The following is a 16553-nucleotide window of genomic DNA, read 5'->3' as shown; positions in this document are numbered from 1 at the left end:
AGGAATACTACAACCATCCTGTGTGGGAGAATGATTGCAAATTGAGAAATTATTTAGGTTTGTGAGGGGCTTCCCCTCACCCCGGCCCTCTCCCACAGGGAGAGGGAGAAAACTGCGCTGAACGTAACAATGTGCACAATCACTCCTCCTTCCCACAGGAAGAGGGAGAAAACTATGCTGAACGTAACAATGTGCACAATCACTCCTCCTTCCCACAGTGAGAGGGAGAAAACCGCGCTGAACGTAACAATGTGCACAATCACTCCTCCTTCCCACAGGGAGAGGGAGAAAACTACGCTGAACGTAACAATGTGCACAATCAGTCCTCCTTCCCACAGGGAGAGGGAGAAAACCGCGCTGAACGTAACAATGTGCACAATCACTCCTCCTTCCCACAGGGAGAGGGAGAAAACCGCGCTGAATGTAACAAGGTGCACAATCGGTCCCCTCTCCCCGTGGGAGAGGGTTAGGGTGAGGGGGGAACTTACTGCCTGACCAGTCGCCCAATAGCTGGCACAAAGTCCGTATTCGAACGCCATGGGTTGATATCCAACCCGCCGCGACGGGTATAGCGTGCATAAACGCTCAGGCTTTCCGGCTGACAGAAGCGCAGAATATCGCTGAAAATACGCTCGACGCACTGTTCGTGGAACTCGTTATGGTGACGGAACGACACCAGATAACGCAGCAGTTTTTCGCGGTCAATCTGCGGCCCGCGATACTGGATCTGCACGGAGCCCCAGTCTGGCTGGTGGGTAATCAGGCAGTTGGATTTCAGCAGATGACTAACCAGCGTCTCTTCCACTTTTTTGCTGCCGGTTGAGTTCAGCAGGTAATCGGCATTGAACTGATAGTTATCAATCTCGATATCCTGATTATCAATGCAGGTGCCGTGGAAGTGGGCGATAGGCTGCCCTTCAATTTCATCCAGACGATAAAGCGAAACGGTGACGTCACCCTGTGCGCAGGCGCTGAGATCGCGCTCCAGTGTTTGCCGAACATCGTCCCATGATCCAAAACGCGTCTGGTTAAAACTGTTCAGGTACAGCTTAAAGCTTTTGGACTCAACCAGATTGACGGTGGTGTGGCGCAACTCGACGTGACCGACGGCCACCTGCGGTAACCCTTTGGCGTTAAGCCAGGAGAGCTCATACAACGTCCAGCTATCGGCGCCGTGGAATGGCAACGCATCGGCACGCAGGCCCAGCGGATCACGATTCAGGCTACGCGGAACGCCCTGTAATAATCCGGCATCGTAAGTGTCGCGGTAATCCGTTGATTTACCGAGCGTCAGGCCCGTCAGCGCCTGATGATTATCATAAGAAGACATGTTTCACCGTTATAAAGCAGGTAGACTATGCGCCAAGTGTAACCTGACTAACCAGAAGAGAGAAATCGGTGGACCTTCAGACCGCAGAAGCGCTTAAAGCCTTTACCCAACGTTATTGCGACGCCTGGCAGCAGCAGAATCACTGCTGGCCGCGCAGCGAAGAGCTGTTTGGCGTAGCGTCTCCCTGCATCGTCAGTACCACCGACGACGCGGTTTTTTGGCAACCATTGCCCTTTAGCGGTGAGCAGAATGTAAATGCCGTTGAACGTGCATTGGACATTGTGGTACAACCACCGCTTCATACTTATTATACCACTCAGTATGCTGGCGACATGGAAGCCCGTTTTGCCGGACAACGACTGACGCTGCTACAGGTATGGAGCCCGGACGATTTTCGCCGCGTGCAGGAGAATCTGATTGGTCACTTAGTCACTCAGAAACGCCTGAAGCTATCACCAACGCTTTTCATTGCCACGCTCGACAGTGAACTGGACGTGATTTCCGTCTGTAATCTGACCGGCGAAGTGGTTAAAGAGACGCTAGGCACCCGTAAGCGCCAGACTCTCGCCCCCTCTCTTGAGAGCTTCCTCACTCAACTAGACCCCGATTTGTAATCCACTTTGCCCGAGAGCTTGTGAGAGATCTCTTACAAGCCTTGTAGGAGATCGCCAGGCTGTAAGTAGGACAGCGACTGAAGCATTATTATGTTTTCCTTATAAATCAGCTTATTAAGATTTTTCTTAGGCTCTTTCATATGAAAATCTCCTTACAGGATTGCCTGAAGAGCCCTTGTAAGACGGGGCGGAATAAGCGATTCTATGTCCGTCGACAAGGAGTCGCACAGTGAAGTGAACATCAGGATGATGACACTTCAAACAGGACACACCAGGACGGTGCTTCAGGGATAGGCCTCAGGATGAGGTAAGTGGATACGCCAGGATGGTGTAACAAGGATAGGCTTCAGGACGAGGCAAAAGGATAACGCAGGACGCGTTAAAGGACACCTCCAGGATGGAGAATGAGAGCCAGACAGGATGCCTGGTGGAGCAAGAAGTTCAGGACATACTCAGGGATTGGGTAGATTCGCATCGGGGTGGTGTGAGCAGGACGCAACAGTTTACGGATGAACAGGCCGCAAGGCCGCAGGAAAAGTTGTCACGGACGAGCAGGGAGCACGAAAAGTAGCTGGAATGCTGCGAAACGAACCGGGAGCACTGTTTATACAGTGCTCCCTTTTTTTGTTTTGCGTCCGGCTGGTGTATCCTGCACGCGATTTCGTTTCCATCGAGGTACCCATGACACTTCACGATAACCTGCGCGAACAACTGCAAGCCATTGAAGCGATGCTGCGCCTGCATCAACACTGGCAGGACGAAGCGCCGCATGAAAGCAAATTTACCAGCGACCAACCCTTTTGCATGGACACGCTGGAGCCGCTGGAGTGGTTGCAGTGGGTATTGATTCCGCGCATGCATCAACTGCTGGATAACGGCCAACCGCTGCCGCAAAGTTTTGCCATCGCGCCGTATTATGAAATGGCGCTGGATGCTCAGCATCCGCAGCGCGATATCATCCTGATCGAGCTGCAAAAGCTGGACGCCTTCTTTGCCGATGATGCTCACTGATGCTGGAAATTATTTATCAGGATGAGTGGCTGGTGGCCGTCAATAAACCTTCTGGCTGGCTGGTTCACCGCAGCTGGCTCGATCGCGACGAAAAAGTGGTGGTGATGCAAACGGTGCGCGACCAGATTGGTCAGCACGTGTTTACTGTCCACCGCCTCGATCGCCCGACCTCCGGCGTTCTGCTGATGGGGCTATCCAGCGAGGCGGGGCGTTTGTTGTCTCAGCAGTTTGAGCAGCATCAAATGCAGAAACGCTATCACGCTATCGTACGTGGCTGGCTAATGGACGACACGGTGCTTGATTACCCGCTGGTGGAAGAACTCGACAAAATCGCCGATAAATTCGCGAAAGAGAACAAAGATCCGCAGCCTGCGGTCACACATTATCGCGGACTGGCGACAGTCGAAATGCCGGTCGCTACCGGGCGCTACCCAACGACCCGTTACGGGCTGGTTGAGCTGGAACCGAAAACCGGACGTAAACACCAGTTGCGCCGCCATCTGGCGCATTTGCGTCATCCCATTATCGGTGACAGTAAACACGGTGATTTGCGTCAGAACCGCAGCGCGGCGGAACATTTTGGCTGCCAGCGCCTGATGCTGCACGCCAGTTCCCTTTCGCTGACGCATCCGTTTACCGGCGAACCGCTTACGCTGCGCGCCGGGCTTGACGATACCTGGATGCAGGCCTTGTCACACTTTGGCTGGCGCGGGCTTCTCCCCGATAACGAAAGGGTTGAGTTTGTTGCCAACAGCGGTCAGGATGAGATCATCTGAAAGTAAACAGGGAGTTAAATCATGGCTGAAGTAGGGATTTTTGTTGGCACCATGTATGGCAATTCGCTGTTAGTCGCTGAAGAAGCGCAGGCGATCCTGGGCAATCAGGGCCATACCGCCAAAGTGTTTGAAGACCCGCAGGTCAGCGAATGGGAAGAGTACGTCGGCAAATATGTGCTGGTGGTGACCTCCACAACCGGACAGGGCGATTTGCCAGACAGCATCATGCCGCTGTTTAACGATCTCAAAGATATGTATCAGCCACATCTGCGCTACGGCATTATTGCGCTGGGTGACAGCACCTACGCTAATTTCTGCGGCGGCGGGAAAACGTTTGATGCACTGCTACAGGAACAGGGCGCGCAACGCATTGGCGAAATGCTGATGATCGATGCCAGCGAAGACCCAGAACCAGAAGGCGTGTCGAACCCGTGGGTTGAGCAGTGGGCAACATTGCTTAAGTAAGGTGTCGCCCTCTCCCTACGCAGAGGGCGCTCCCTTAAATCGCCAGTTCGCTGCACCAGCAGCTTTCACTATTTTATTCCTCATTTTCCCCATCTGCTTCAGGCGAATGCCAATATTTGCCTAATTAATAAAGTCTTAGCGCAGGGCGTTTTCACTGCGTCAAGAGAGCCGTTTCACATTCTGTATTTCCCGATGCTTATTACACACGCTTCCCGCAAACAGTTTTCATTTCCGTGAGGTATCTTCCAGCGCGTTGTGCAGAAGCCATAAATCTCTTTTATTTACCGCGTGAATGCTGTGAAGATGCACGGTGAGCCACAGGTGACCTCTTTTTATACTTCCTGAGCCAGTTATAAACCGCAGTCAGCAAGACATAACGATACGCTGCGATAAAAACACAAATACGTCATTCTGATTACCCTACAGGTTGTGCTGTTCAGAGTGAATGTAGCCGAAAGCTATAATTCAGGAGTACAACAATGAGTTCATTAAGTCAGGCTGCGAGCGGGGCGGAAAAGCGCACCAATGCTCGTTACTGGATAGTGGTGATGTTGTTCATCGTCACGTCCTTCAACTACGGCGACCGCGCCACCTTGTCTATCGCCGGCTCGGAGATGGCGAAAGATATTGGCCTCGATGCGGTGGGGATGGGTTACGTTTTCTCCGCATTCTCATGGGCCTATGTTATCGGTCAAATACCGGGCGGCTGGCTGCTTGACCGCTTCGGTTCGAAACGCGTCTACTTCTGGTCAATCTTCATCTGGTCGATGTTTACCCTTTTGCAGGGCTTCGTCGATATCTTCAGCGGGTTTGGTATCATCGTCGCGCTGTTTACCCTGCGTTTCCTGGTCGGTCTTGCGGAAGCGCCTTCCTTCCCCGGTAACAGTCGAATCGTCGCGGCATGGTTCCCGGCACAGGAGAGGGGGACGGCAGTAGCGATTTTTAACTCCGCACAGTACTTCGCCACGGTTATTTTCGCGCCGATCATGGGCTGGTTGACTCATGAGGTGGGTTGGTCGCACGTCTTCTTTTTCATGGGCGGATTGGGGATCGTCATCAGCTTTATCTGGCTGAAAGTGATCCACGAACCCAATCAACATCCGGGTGTGAACAAAAAAGAGCTTGAATACATCGCGGAAGGCGGCGCGCTGATCAATATGGATCAAAAGGGCGCAAAGGCGAAAGTACCGTTAAGCGTTAAGTGGGGGCAAATCAAGCAGTTGCTGGGCTCACGTATGATGATTGGCGTTTATATCGGCCAGTACTGCATCAACGCCCTGACGTATTTCTTTATTACCTGGTTCCCGGTTTATCTGGTGCAGGCGCGCGGCATGTCGATTCTGAAAGCGGGATTCGTGGCCTCTGTCCCGGCGATTTGCGGCTTCGCGGGCGGCGTGCTGGGTGGCATTATCTCCGACTGGCTGATGCGTCGCACAGGCTCGCTGAATATCGCCCGCAAAACCCCGATCGTGCTCGGTATGCTGATGTCGATGGTGATGGTGTTCTGTAACTACGTGAACGTTGAGTGGATGATCATCGGCTTTATGGCGCTGGCCTTCTTCGGTAAAGGGATTGGCGCGCTGGGGTGGGCGGTGATGGCCGATACCGCACCGAAAGAGATAAGCGGTCTCTCCGGCGGTTTGTTCAATATGTTCGGCAACATTTCCGGTATCGTCACGCCAATCGCAATTGGCTATATCGTGGGTACCACGGGCTCGTTTAACGGTGCGCTGATTTATGTTGGAGTGCATGCGCTGGTGGCCGTGTTGAGTTATCTCGTGCTGGTCGGCGACATTAAACGTATCGAACTGAAACCTGTTGCGGGGCAAGCATCATGACAACGCAATCCAGCCCGATCATCACCGATATGAAAGTCATTCCCGTCGCCGGGCATGACAGTATGCTGCTCAATATTGGCGGCGCGCATAATGCCTATTTCACCCGTAATATCGTGGTGCTGACCGATAACGCCGGGAATACTGGCGTAGGGGAAGCGCCGGGCGGTGAGGTGATTTATCAGACGCTGGTGGATGCCATTCCGATGGTATTGGGACAGGAGATTGCGCGGCTGAACAAAGTGGTTCAGCAGGTGCATAAAGGCAACCAGGCGGCAGATTTTGACACCTTCGGCAAAGGCGCGTGGACGTTTGAGCTGCGGGTTAACGCGGTGGCGGCGCTGGAAGCGGCACTGCTCGACCTGCTTGGCAAGGCGCTCAATGTCCCGGTTTGTGAACTGCTGGGCCCAGGTAAGCAGCGTGATGCGGTGACGGTACTGGGCTATCTCTTCTACGTCGGTGACCGTCGCAAAACGGATTTGCCGTATCTGGAAAGCACGCCCGGCAATCATGACTGGTATCATCTGCGTCACCAGGAAGCGCTCTCCAGCGATGCGGTGGTGCGTTTGGCGGAAGCCTCGCAGGATCGCTATGGCTTTAAAGATTTCAAACTGAAGGGCGGCGTGCTGCCGGGGGAACAGGAAATTGAATCGGTGAAGGCGCTGAAAAAACGCTTTCCGGATGCGCGTATCACCGTCGACCCCAACGGTGCCTGGTTGCTTGATGAAGCCATCTCACTGTGCAAAGGTCTCAATGATGTCCTGACCTACGCGGAAGATCCGTGTGGCGCCGAGCAGGGCTTTTCCGGGCGCGAAGTGATGGCGGAATTCCGCCGCGCAACTGGCCTACCGGTTGCGACCAATATGATTGCCACCAACTGGCGCGAAATGGGCCATGCGGTGATGCTCAACGCAGTAGACATTCCGCTGGCAGACCCGCACTTCTGGACGCTCTCCGGCGCAGTGCGTGTCGCGCAACTGTGCGACGACTGGGGGCTGACCTGGGGTTGTCACTCCAACAACCATTTCGACATCACGCTGGCGATGTTTACCCATGTGGGCGCGGCAGCACCCGGTAACCCGACGGCGATTGATACCCACTGGATCTGGCAGGAGGGCGATGCGCGCCTGACCAAAAATCCGCTCCAGATTATCGACGGCAAAATTGCCGTTCCCGATGCGCCCGGGCTGGGCGTAGAGCTGGACTGGGATCAGGTACAAAAGGCGCATGACGCCTGCAAAAGACTGCCGGGCGGCGCGCGCAATGACGCTGGCCCGATGCAGTATCTGATCCCCGGCTGGACATTCGACCGCAAACGTCCCGTTTTCGGCCGCAACTCATTAAAAAAGGACTGAATCATGTCTCAACATTCAACGCCAGTTGTTACTTCCATGCAGGTCATCCCGGTTGCGGGCCACGACAGTATGCTGATGAACCTGAGCGGGGCGCACGCGCCGTTCTTTACCCGCAATATTGTGGTGATTAAAGACAATTCCGGGCATACGGGCGTGGGGGAAATCCCTGGAGGCGAGAAGATCCGCACCACGCTTGAAGATGCGATCCCGCTGGTAGTCGGTAAAACGCTGGGCGAATACAAGAACGTCCTGACGCAGGTGCGTAATACCTTTGCCGGTCGTGATTCCGGCGGCCGTGGGCTGCAAACCTTCGACCTGCGTACCACCATTCATGTGGTCACCGGTATTGAGTCCGCGATGCTCGACCTGCTCGGTCAGCATCTGGGCGTAAACGTGGCTTCCCTGCTGGGCGATGGTCAGCAACGTAGCGAAGTGGAAATGCTCGGCTACCTGTTCTTCGTCGGCAACCGCAAAGCAACACCACTACCGTATCAGAGCCAGCCGGATGAAAAGTGCGACTGGTATCGCCTGCGCCACGACGAAGCGATGACCCCGGATGCGGTCGTGCGCCTGGCAGAAGCGGCGTATGAAAAATATGGTTTTAATGACTTTAAACTGAAGGGCGGCGTGCTGGCCGGGGAAGAAGAGGCCGAGTCGATAGTGGCGCTGGCGAAACGCTTCCCACAGGCGCGCGTCACGCTCGATCCGAACGGCGCCTGGTCGCTCAACGAAGCGATTAAAATCGGCAAATATTTGAAGGGCGTGCTGGCGTATGCGGAAGATCCGTGTGGTGCGGAGCAGGGCTTCTCCGGACGTGAGGTGATGGCGGAATTCCGTCGTGCCACCGGCCTGCCGACTGCGACCAATATGATCGCCACCGACTGGCGTCAGATGGGCCACACGCTTTCGCTGCAATCTGTCGATATTCCGCTGGCGGACCCGCACTTCTGGACGATGCAGGGCTCGGTGCGCGTGGCGCAGATGTGTCATGAATTCGGCCTGACCTGGGGCTCGCACTCCAACAATCACTTTGACGTTTCGCTGGCGATGTTCACCCACGTGGCCGCTGCCGCGCCGGGGAATGTGACTGCGATTGACACTCACTGGATCTGGCAGGAAGGGAATCAGCGCCTCACCAAACAACCGTTTGAAATCAAGGGCGGGATGGTGCAGGTGCCGACTACGCCAGGCCTGGGCGTGGAACTCGATATGGATCGCGTAATGCAGGCCAACGAGCTGTATAAGAAACACGGGCTGGGCGCACGCGATGACGCGATGGGCATGCAGTATCTCATCCCGAACTGGACGTTCGATAATAAGCGCCCTTGCATGGTGCGTTAATCAAAATGCCGATCCCTGCCGGGGTCGGCATTTTTTCTGATTCAGATGTAAGATCATGGCACTCCCGACGCATAAGGACAGCCAATGAAGATTGTAATTGCCCCGGATTCATACAAGGAAAGCCTGAGCGCGCTGGAGGTGGCGGGAGCCATCGAGCGGGGTTTTCGCGAAGTTTACCCCGACGCGGATTATCATCAACTTCCCGTTGCGGATGGCGGTGAAGGCACCGTCGAAGCGATGGTTGCCGCTACTCAGGGGCGCGTCGTCGAAGTAGAGGTTACCGGCCCGCTGGGCGACACGGTGCAGGGTTTTTACGGCTTGTCTGGCGATGAGCAGAGCGCTTTTATTGAAATGGCGGCGGCAAGCGGGCTGGAGCTTGTTCCGACGGACAAACGCTGCCCGCTTACCACAACGTCCTGGGGAACCGGGGAACTGATTCGCCACGCCTTAGATGCGGGCGTAAAGCATATTATTATTGGCCTCGGCGGCAGCGCGACCAATGACGGCGGCGCAGGCATGGCCCAGGCGCTGGGCGTCAAGTTGCTGACCGCGGATAACCAGGCCATTGCCCCGGGCGGCGCAGGGCTGGAGACGCTGGAACGTATTGATATCAGCGAACTGGATGCACGGCTGGCTGAGTGCCGTATTGAAGTCGCCTGTGACGTCACCAACCCATTGACGGGCGAAGAAGGCGCTTCCGCTGTGTTTGGCCCGCAAAAAGGCGCTACGCCCGAGATGATTACCCGCCTTGATACGGCGCTTGAACATTACGCGCAGTGCGTGAAACGTTGTCTGGATATTGACGTGCTGACCCTGGAAGGCGGCGGTGCGGCGGGCGGTATGGGGGCGGCGCTGTACGCCTTCTGCGGCGCAGAGCTTCGCCCTGGCATCGAAATTGTCACCGACGCGCTGCATCTCGACAAGCTGGTGGCTGACGCTGACCTCGTGATTACCGGGGAAGGGCGTATCGATAGCCAGACCATTCACGGCAAAGTACCGGTAGGTGTGGCACGCGTGGCAAAGCGCTATAACGTACCGGTCATCGCGATTGGCGGTAGTCTGACGCCGGATGTCGGCGTCGTGCATGAGCATGGGTTAGATGCGGTGTTTAGCGTGCTGTATCGTATCTGTACGCTGGAAGAAGCCTTGCGGGATGCCGAAGATAATCTGTTTATGGCGGCGCGGAATATCGCGGCGGTGTTGAGGATGGGAGAAAGGTTGTAGTTTTTTCCCCTCACTCCGGCCCTCTCCCACAGGGAGAGGGAGAAAACCCGCACAATTCTACGATATTAGCACGGTCTGTCCCCTCTCCCTTAAGGGAGAGGGCGAGTGTGAGGGGGCGATAGCAAGCACTCACCCCAACATCTTCTTCGTTTCGCGCGTCACGTTATCCATCTCATCCAGCAATTCCAGGAACTCCGGCTCCAGATCTTCCGCCGGCGTACCGTTGCGCAGTTGCCCTTCAATCAGATGACATAAGTGCTTCAGGCGCGGCACGCCGCTGTAGCCACAACTACCGTGAAGTTTATGAATGGCATCCACCAGATTTTCCGGTTCTTCACCCACCAGTTGCTCCTCTACCTTGTTACGCACCTCTGGCAGGAACGCGACCAGCATTTGCAGCATCTCGCGTGCAAGATCTGGTTTATACGCGGCCTGACGCAGTGCCAACTGCCAGTCGAGCGTGGTATTGAGATCGATAGCAGGTTCTATGGGTTCAGACACCGTCGGCAGTGCCGCCGCAGATAGCCCCGGTTTATACCGCAGCAGAAGATTATGCAGCTTATCCTCTTCAATCGGTTTTGCCAGATAATCGTTCATGCCCGCGCTCAGCAGCTTTTCTTTCTGTCCGGCCATCGCGTGCGCAGTTACCGCAATCACTGGCGTTTGCTGTTGATGCGGCAACTGGCGAATCAATTCACAGGCGCGAATGCCGTCGATATCCGGCATCTGAATATCCATCAGGATCAGGTCAAACTGCATTTCCCGCGCGCGTTCAATGGCCTGCTTGCCGCTTTCACACAGCTCAACGTGCTGTACCTGATCGCTGAGCAGGGCACCGATAAGCTTAAGATTCGCCGGGTTATCGTCCACCGCCATCACCGTCATGGCGAGACGCGAATCGTTGTCCTGCGGGATGAGCGCCGGCTCGGTAAGGTGACAGAAATCCGTAAGCGCGGGCAGCAGACGCGTGGAGGTGAGCGGTTTGAGCAGACAGGCCGCCGCCCCCTCTTTTTTCAATGCTTCGGCATCCACCTGCGCGTGGCACGGCAACGCCAGCAGAAGATAATCGGTCATGGCGCGCGCCTGGGCGAGTTTCTCTCGATGGTGCGCAAGATCGCGAACCGACACCGGAATCGCCGCCAGCATCATATCGTAATGCTCAACGGGAAGCGCAGAGAAGGTCTGGCTGTAAATGACTTCCAGCGGCGTTGAAGCCAGCATATCCAGCGTGGCCTGGGCCGCCGCGGCATTGGCTTCCACATACGCCAGGCGTTTGCCTTTCAGGCACTGTGTGGAGGGCCCGTCGGAGATCACATTCGGATTCAGATCCAGATTAATATTGAACCAGAAGGTTGAACCACGATTGGGTTGGCTGTGGAAGGAGATATCTCCGCCCATCTCTTTCACCAGTTTCTGGGTGATCACTAATCCCAGCCCGGTGCCGCCGTGGCGGCGAGAAATACTGGCGTCGGCCTGACGGAATGCCTGGAACAGCCGCGACTGATCGCGCTCTGGAATGCCAATTCCCGTGTCGCGAATTTGCACTTCGATTTGCACTTTGTTGTTGCTAAGCGCGCGTTTCTCAACCAGCACGTCAATGTTGCCGTGCTCGGTAAATTTAATCGCGTTGCCGACCAGGTTGGTGATCACCTGCTGTAAGCGTAGCGGGTCGCCAATCACGTTATCCGGCACATCGTTTTTGATATTGAGGGTCAGCTCCAGCCCTTTATCATGAGCGGAGTGGGCAAGCAGTGTCACCACTTCATCCAGCGAGTTACGCAGCGGGAACGGAATGCTTTCCAGAATCAGTTTACCGGCTTCCAGTTTCGAGAAGTCGAGCACATCGTTGATGATCGCCAGCAGGTTATTCGCCGAACGCTCAATGGTATTCAGGTGGTCACGCTGAGTGGGATTCAGCTCGCTTTTCAGCGTCAGACGGGTAAAGCCGATGACGCCGTTGAGCGGGGTACGCAATTCGTGCGACATGTTGGCAAGAAACTCAGACTTAATGCGCGCCGCTTCCTGGGCGCGCTTTTTGGCGAGATCCAGCTCAACGTTTTGAATCTCCATCTGCTCCAGCGTCTCACGCAGGTCTGAGGTGGCCTGGTCGACGTTGTGCTGCATCTCCTCATGATAGGCCGCAAGCGACATCGCCATCGAGTTAATGCCATTTTTCAGCATATCCAGCTCGCCCAGCATAAAGCCTTCCACGCGGCTATCGAGTTGCCCCCGGCGGATGCGGTCAACCGTGTTCACCATGTTGCGAATCGGCCCGGTTACGTCGCGCATCAAACGCCAGCCGAAGATCAGCGCTATACCGATACAGAACAGCATCATCACGCTGGAGATGAAAATCTCTTTGTACTGCTGAAGCCGCACGGAGCGGAGATCCAGCTCCAGCGCGACGTAGCCCAACATATTGACTGGGGTTTTTGCCTCGGATTGCGGGGATTCGTCCGGTGAATAATGTTCTGAGATAATCGGCGTGCGTAAAATCATGATGTCGCCGTGGCGCACGACGCTCAACCGCCGGGGGAACGGCTGCCCGTTGGGCAAGCGTAGTTCAGTCGGGTCGAGCTGATAGTTCGAGGTCACGAACAGTTTGTTATGTTCGTCATACACCGAAATTGCCCGCACGATATCCGAATGACGGCGATGCAATACGCTGATGAGCTGGCCAATGGATTCGCGGTTTTGCAAATTCATTCCATATTCGCTGGAAACGGCAAGCGGTTCGATAATGCTGGCGCCAGCGTCTTCGAGTTGACGCTGCAGGTCGTTATAGCGGTGAACGACAAAGAAGATGCTGAGCAGCAAACCGATGAGTACGGTCGGGGCCAGGATCAAAATCATCATGCGCGCACGCAGGCTGTAGTTGGTCATGAAGGTCCGTTGTGGGAGAATCAGGGTAATATGTTTGATTGAGAAAAATCTCTACGATGGCGCAATTCTACTCTGCAAAACGGCGCGTGACGACGCGCCAGATCATAACTGTGACAGTCAGCGACCTCGATCCCTTTGGTCAGGGTGTTGCGCGTCACAATGGTAAGACGCTATTTATCAATGGATTACTTCCTGACGAAAGCGCGGAAATTACCCTGACGGAAGATAAAAAACAGTATGCCCGCGGGCAGGTAAAACGGCGCTTAAGCGACAGTCCGGCGCGTGAAAAGCCGCGTTGCCCGCATTTTGGCGTTTGCGGTGGGTGCCAGCAGCAACATGCCTCAATTGCACTACAGCAGCGCAGCAAACAGGCCGCACTGGCTCGCCTGATGAAGCGTGAAGTCGAAGAAGTGATTGCGGCCCAGCCCTGGGGCTACCGCCGTCGCGCGCGCCTGAGCCTGAACTATCAGCCTAAAACGCAGCAGTTGCAGATGGGTTTTCGTAAGGCCAACGCCAGCGATATCGTCGATGTGGTGCAGTGCCCTGTTTTGGTGCCCACTCTTGAAGCATTGCTGGTGCCGTTGCGCGAATGCCTGAATACGCTGCAAGGCAAACGCAGCCTCGGGCATGTTGAGTTAGTGATCGCTGACAACGGCCCTTTGCTGGTGCTTCGCCATACCGCGCCGCTGAGTGCGCAGGACAGAGAAAAACTGGAACGCTTTTCGCATTCTTCAGGTCTTTCCCTGTATCTCGCTCCTGAAAGCGAGATACTTGAACGTGTAAGTGGTGAAACGCCCTGGTATTCCTCAGACGGACTACGCTTAACGTTCAGCCCGCGCGACTTCATTCAGGTGAACGATGGCGTAAACCAAAAAATGGTTGCCACCGCGCTTGCATGGCTTGATGTACAGAAACAGGACCGGGTACTCGATCTGTTCTGCGGTATGGGGAATTTCACGCTGCCGCTGGCGAAACGCGCCGCCAGCGTCATTGGCGTAGAAGGCGTACCGGCGCTGGTGGCGAAAGGCCAGGAAAATGCAGCGCTGAATAATTTACAGAATGTCACATTTTTCCATGAGAATCTGGAAGAGGACGTGACGCGTCAGAGCTGGGCGAAACATGGTTTTGACAAAATTTTACTCGATCCTGCCCGCGCCGGCGCGCCGGGTGTGATGCAACATATTATAAAATTAGCGCCAACGCGGATGGTCTATGTGTCCTGTAACCCCGCTACGCTTGCGCGCGACAGTGAAGCGCTATTACGTGCGGGTTACCAAATTCAGCGTATGGCAATGCTTGACATGTTCCCGCACACTGGGCATCTGGAATCAATGGTGTTGTTTGAGCGTAAGTAATAATTGTGGCTTGTCGACTTCGACAGGCCCGGTCCCTTAAGGAGAGGACAATGGTTGCGGTAAGAAGTGCACATCTAAATAAAGCTGGTGAGTTTGACTCACAAAAATGGATCTCAAGTCTGGGAATTTCCAGCCAGCAGTCGTGTGAGCGCTTAGCCGAGACCTGGGATTATTGTCGACAGCACACCCAAAATCACCCCGACGCCGAGCTGCTGCTCTGGCGCGGTGTTGAAATGGTTGAGATTCTGTCGATGCTCAGTATGGATAACGACACCCTGCGCGCCGCCTTGCTGTTCCCGTTGGTGGATGCTAACGTTGTCTCTGAAGAGGTGCTGACCGAAAGCGCCGGAAAATCGGTCGTCACGCTAATTCACGGCGTGCGCGATATGGCGGCTATTCGTCAGTTAAAAGCCACTCACACGGATTCCGTCTCCTCCGAACAGGTTGATAACGTACGCCGTATGCTGCTCGCGATGGTCGACGACTTCCGCTGCGTGGTTATCAAGCTGGCAGAGCGCATCGCGCATCTGCGTGAAGTGAAAGACGCGCCGGAAGATGAACGCGTCCTGGCGGCGAAAGAGTGTACCAACATCTATGCGCCGCTGGCGAACCGACTCGGTATTGGCCAGTTGAAGTGGGAGCTGGAAGACTACTGCTTCCGCTATCTGCACCCGGCGGAGTACAAGCGCATTGCCAAACTCCTGCACGAACGACGTATCGACCGCGAACATTACATTTCTGAATTCGTTGAGCACCTGCGTGCGGAGATGAAAACCGAAGGTGTGAAGGCGGAAGTGTATGGGCGACCGAAACACATCTACAGCATCTGGCGCAAAATGCAGAAAAAACAGCTCGCGTTCGATGAGCTGTTTGATGTGCGCGCCGTGCGAATCGTCGCTGAGCGTTTGCAGGATTGCTATGCTGCATTGGGGATAGTGCACACTCACTATCGCCACCTGCCGGATGAATTTGACGATTATGTCGCCAACCCGAAACCGAATGGCTATCAATCCATCCACACCGTCGTGTTGGGGCCGGGCGGCAAAACGATTGAGATCCAGATCCGTACTAAACAGATGCATGAAGACGCTGAGCTGGGCGTCGCCGCGCACTGGAAATACAAAGAGGGCACGGCTGCGGCGGGCCCGCGTAGCGGCCATGAAGACCGTATCGCCTGGCTGCGTAAGCTGATTGCGTGGCAGGAAGAGATGGCTGATTCCGGCGAAATGCTCGACGAAGTACGCAGCCAGGTCTTTGACGATCGTGTCTACGTGTTTACGCCGAAGGGCGACGTAGTCGATTTACCGGCGGGCTCGACGCCGCTTGATTTCGCCTACCACATCCATAGTGATGTGGGCCACCGCTGCATTGGCGCGAAAATTGGCGGGCGCATCGTCCCGTTCACCTATCAGTTGCAGATGGGCGATCAGATTGAAATCATCACCCAGAAGCAGCCGAACCCGAGCCGTGACTGGCTGAACCCGAACCTGGGCTACGTTACAACCAGCCGCGGGCGCTCAAAAATTCACGCCTGGTTCCGTAAACAGGATCGCGATAAAAATGTGCTGGCCGGGCGTCAAATTCTCGACGACGAGCTGGAGCATTTGGGTATCAGCCTGAAAGAAGCGGAAAAACATCTGCTGCCGCGTTACAACTTCAACGATGTGGAAGAGCTGTTAGCGGCGATTGGCGGCGGCGACATCCGTCTCAACCAAATGGTTAACTTCCTGCAGGCGCAGTTCAATAAGCCGAGCGCGGCAGAAGAAGATGCGGCGGCGCTTAAGCAGCTGCAGCAGAAAACCTACGCTCCGCAAAACCGTAGCAAGGACAATGGTCGTGTGGTGGTAGAAGGTGTGGGTAACCTCATGCATCACATTGCCCGCTGCTGCCAGCCCATTCCGGGCGATGAGATTGTCGGCTTTATTACCCAGGGGCGTGGTATTTCCGTTCACCGTGCGGATTGCGAGCAACTGGTCGAACTGCGCGCGCATGCGCCAGAACGTCTGGTGGATGCCGTGTGGGGCGAAAGCTACTCGGCAGGTTACTCGTTGGTCGTGCGCGTCACCGCTAACGATCGTAGCGGCCTATTGCGCGATATCACCACCATTCTTGCCAACGAAAAGGTTAATGTCCTCGGCGTTGCCAGCCGCAGCGATACCCGGCAGCAAATGGCGACCATCGACATGACCATTGAAATTTACAACCTTCAGGTGCTGGGCCGCGTGCTCGGTAAACTGAATCAGGTACCGGATGTGATAGACGCGCGTCGTCTGCACGGCGGTTAATTTCCCGTAGGCCGGATAAGGCGAAGCCGTATCCGGCGTTACAATAGTGCCGGATGCAGCTTCGCCTTATCCGGCCTAC

13 protein-coding genes are annotated in these 16553 nt (G+C 55.3%); 11 read left to right on the top strand and 2 right to left on the bottom strand.

Annotated features, from left to right (window positions below; all coding sequences use genetic code 11):
- Nucleotides 1-174 precede the first annotated feature (174 nt).
- Entirely contained in the window at nt 175-495 is a 321-nt protein-coding gene (locus DBY68_RS22765) for a hypothetical protein (protein ID WP_146745455.1), read from the top strand.
- Here DBY68_RS22765 and queF read toward each other — a convergent pair.
- Entirely contained in the window at nt 485-1330 is an 846-nt protein-coding gene (gene queF / locus DBY68_RS10755) for an NADPH-dependent 7-cyano-7-deazaguanine reductase QueF (protein WP_108476342.1), read from the bottom strand. The genes DBY68_RS22765 and queF overlap by 11 nt on opposite strands.
- 68 nt (nt 1331-1398) lie before the next feature.
- Here queF and syd point away from each other — a divergent pair, with 68 nt between their 5' ends.
- The 8 genes from syd to DBY68_RS10710 all read left to right on the top strand — a co-directional run bounded on the left by syd (nt 1399) and on the right by DBY68_RS10710 (nt 9951).
- Nucleotides 1399-1944 carry a SecY-interacting protein gene (gene syd, locus DBY68_RS10750; protein WP_108476343.1) on the top strand — a complete coding sequence of 182 codons (546 nt, stop codon included), beginning with the start codon at nt 1399-1401 and terminating at the stop codon, nt 1942-1944.
- A 681-nt stretch (nt 1945-2625) separates the two neighbouring features.
- Nucleotides 2626-2955, top strand: coding sequence for a YqcC family protein (locus tag DBY68_RS10740; protein ID WP_108476344.1), 330 nt, complete (start codon nt 2626-2628; stop codon nt 2953-2955).
- A complete protein-coding gene (gene truC, locus DBY68_RS10735; RefSeq protein WP_108476345.1) occupies nt 2955-3731 on the top strand; it encodes a tRNA pseudouridine(65) synthase TruC in 777 nt (258 codons plus the stop codon). The genes DBY68_RS10740 and truC overlap by 1 nt, the downstream gene beginning before the upstream one ends.
- Before the next feature lie 21 nt (nt 3732-3752).
- Entirely contained in the window at nt 3753-4196 is a 444-nt protein-coding gene (locus DBY68_RS10730) for a flavodoxin (protein WP_108476346.1), read from the top strand.
- Nucleotides 4197-4675: 479 nt separating this feature from the next.
- On the top strand, nt 4676-6034 hold the full coding sequence (gudP, locus tag DBY68_RS10725) for a galactarate/glucarate/glycerate transporter GudP (RefSeq protein ID WP_108476347.1): 1359 nt from the start codon (nt 4676-4678) through the stop codon (nt 6032-6034).
- Nucleotides 6031-7386, top strand: coding sequence for an enolase C-terminal domain-like protein (locus DBY68_RS10720; protein WP_108476348.1), 1356 nt, complete (start codon nt 6031-6033; stop codon nt 7384-7386). Before gudP ends, DBY68_RS10720 begins: the two co-directional genes overlap by 4 nt.
- Nucleotides 7387-8727: a glucarate dehydratase gene (gene gudD / locus DBY68_RS10715; protein WP_108476349.1), complete on the top strand. Its 1341-nt coding sequence runs from the start codon at nt 7387-7389 to the stop codon at nt 8725-8727. It abuts the gene before it with no gap.
- Nucleotides 8728-8811: 84 nt separating this feature from the next.
- The gene (locus tag DBY68_RS10710) at nt 8812-9951 is read left to right on the top strand and encodes a glycerate kinase (RefSeq protein ID WP_108476350.1); all 1140 of its coding nucleotides are present in this window, start codon (nt 8812-8814) and stop codon (nt 9949-9951) included.
- Between the two features lie 129 nt (nt 9952-10080).
- On the opposite strand, the gene barA is transcribed toward DBY68_RS10710, so the two are convergent.
- The gene (gene barA / locus DBY68_RS10705) at nt 10081-12834 is read right to left on the bottom strand and encodes a two-component sensor histidine kinase BarA (protein WP_108476351.1); all 2754 of its coding nucleotides are present in this window, start codon (nt 12832-12834) and stop codon (nt 10081-10083) included.
- Between the two features lie 56 nt (nt 12835-12890).
- On the opposite strand from barA, the gene rlmD reads away from it, so the two are divergent.
- Together rlmD and relA are read left to right on the top strand one after the other, a co-directional pair.
- Nucleotides 12891-14189 carry a 23S rRNA (uracil(1939)-C(5))-methyltransferase RlmD gene (gene rlmD / locus DBY68_RS10700; RefSeq protein WP_108476352.1) on the top strand — a complete coding sequence of 433 codons (1299 nt, stop codon included), beginning with the start codon at nt 12891-12893 and terminating at the stop codon, nt 14187-14189.
- A 50-nt stretch (nt 14190-14239) separates the two neighbouring features.
- Nucleotides 14240-16474 (top strand): GTP diphosphokinase, encoded by a 2235-nt coding sequence (gene relA, locus DBY68_RS10695; RefSeq protein ID WP_108476353.1) that lies wholly within the window; start codon nt 14240-14242, stop codon nt 16472-16474.
- Nucleotides 16475-16553 lie beyond the last annotated feature (79 nt).

The organism is Pseudocitrobacter sp. RIT415 (assembly GCF_003057695.2).
In the GTDB taxonomy this organism is placed as follows: Bacteria; Pseudomonadota; Gammaproteobacteria; order Enterobacterales; family Enterobacteriaceae; genus Pseudocitrobacter; species Pseudocitrobacter faecalis.
Note: the sequence above shows the minus strand (reverse complement) of the source record. Positions and strands in the feature narration are given on the sequence as shown.

What these genes read in the sequence shown, in the direction of transcription:
- DBY68_RS22765 (WP_146745455.1), top strand. Translation starts at nt 175, where the DNA reads ATGCTGAACGTAACAATGTGCACAATCACTCCTCCTTCCCACAGTGAG.
- queF (WP_108476342.1), bottom strand. Translation starts at nt 1,330, where the DNA reads ATGTCTTCTTATGATAATCATCAGGCGCTGACGGGCCTGACGCTCGGT.
- DBY68_RS10740 (WP_108476344.1), top strand. Translation starts at nt 2,626, where the DNA reads ATGACACTTCACGATAACCTGCGCGAACAACTGCAAGCCATTGAAGCG.
- truC (WP_108476345.1), top strand. Translation starts at nt 2,955, where the DNA reads ATGCTGGAAATTATTTATCAGGATGAGTGGCTGGTGGCCGTCAATAAA.
- DBY68_RS10730 (WP_108476346.1), top strand. Translation starts at nt 3,753, where the DNA reads ATGGCTGAAGTAGGGATTTTTGTTGGCACCATGTATGGCAATTCGCTG.
- gudP (WP_108476347.1), top strand. Translation starts at nt 4,676, where the DNA reads ATGAGTTCATTAAGTCAGGCTGCGAGCGGGGCGGAAAAGCGCACCAAT.
- DBY68_RS10720 (WP_108476348.1), top strand. Translation starts at nt 6,031, where the DNA reads ATGACAACGCAATCCAGCCCGATCATCACCGATATGAAAGTCATTCCC.
- DBY68_RS10710 (WP_108476350.1), top strand. Translation starts at nt 8,812, where the DNA reads ATGAAGATTGTAATTGCCCCGGATTCATACAAGGAAAGCCTGAGCGCG.
- barA (WP_108476351.1), bottom strand. Translation starts at nt 12,834, where the DNA reads ATGACCAACTACAGCCTGCGTGCGCGCATGATGATTTTGATCCTGGCC.
- rlmD (WP_108476352.1), top strand. Translation starts at nt 12,891, where the DNA reads ATGGCGCAATTCTACTCTGCAAAACGGCGCGTGACGACGCGCCAGATC.
- relA (WP_108476353.1), top strand. Translation starts at nt 14,240, where the DNA reads ATGGTTGCGGTAAGAAGTGCACATCTAAATAAAGCTGGTGAGTTTGAC.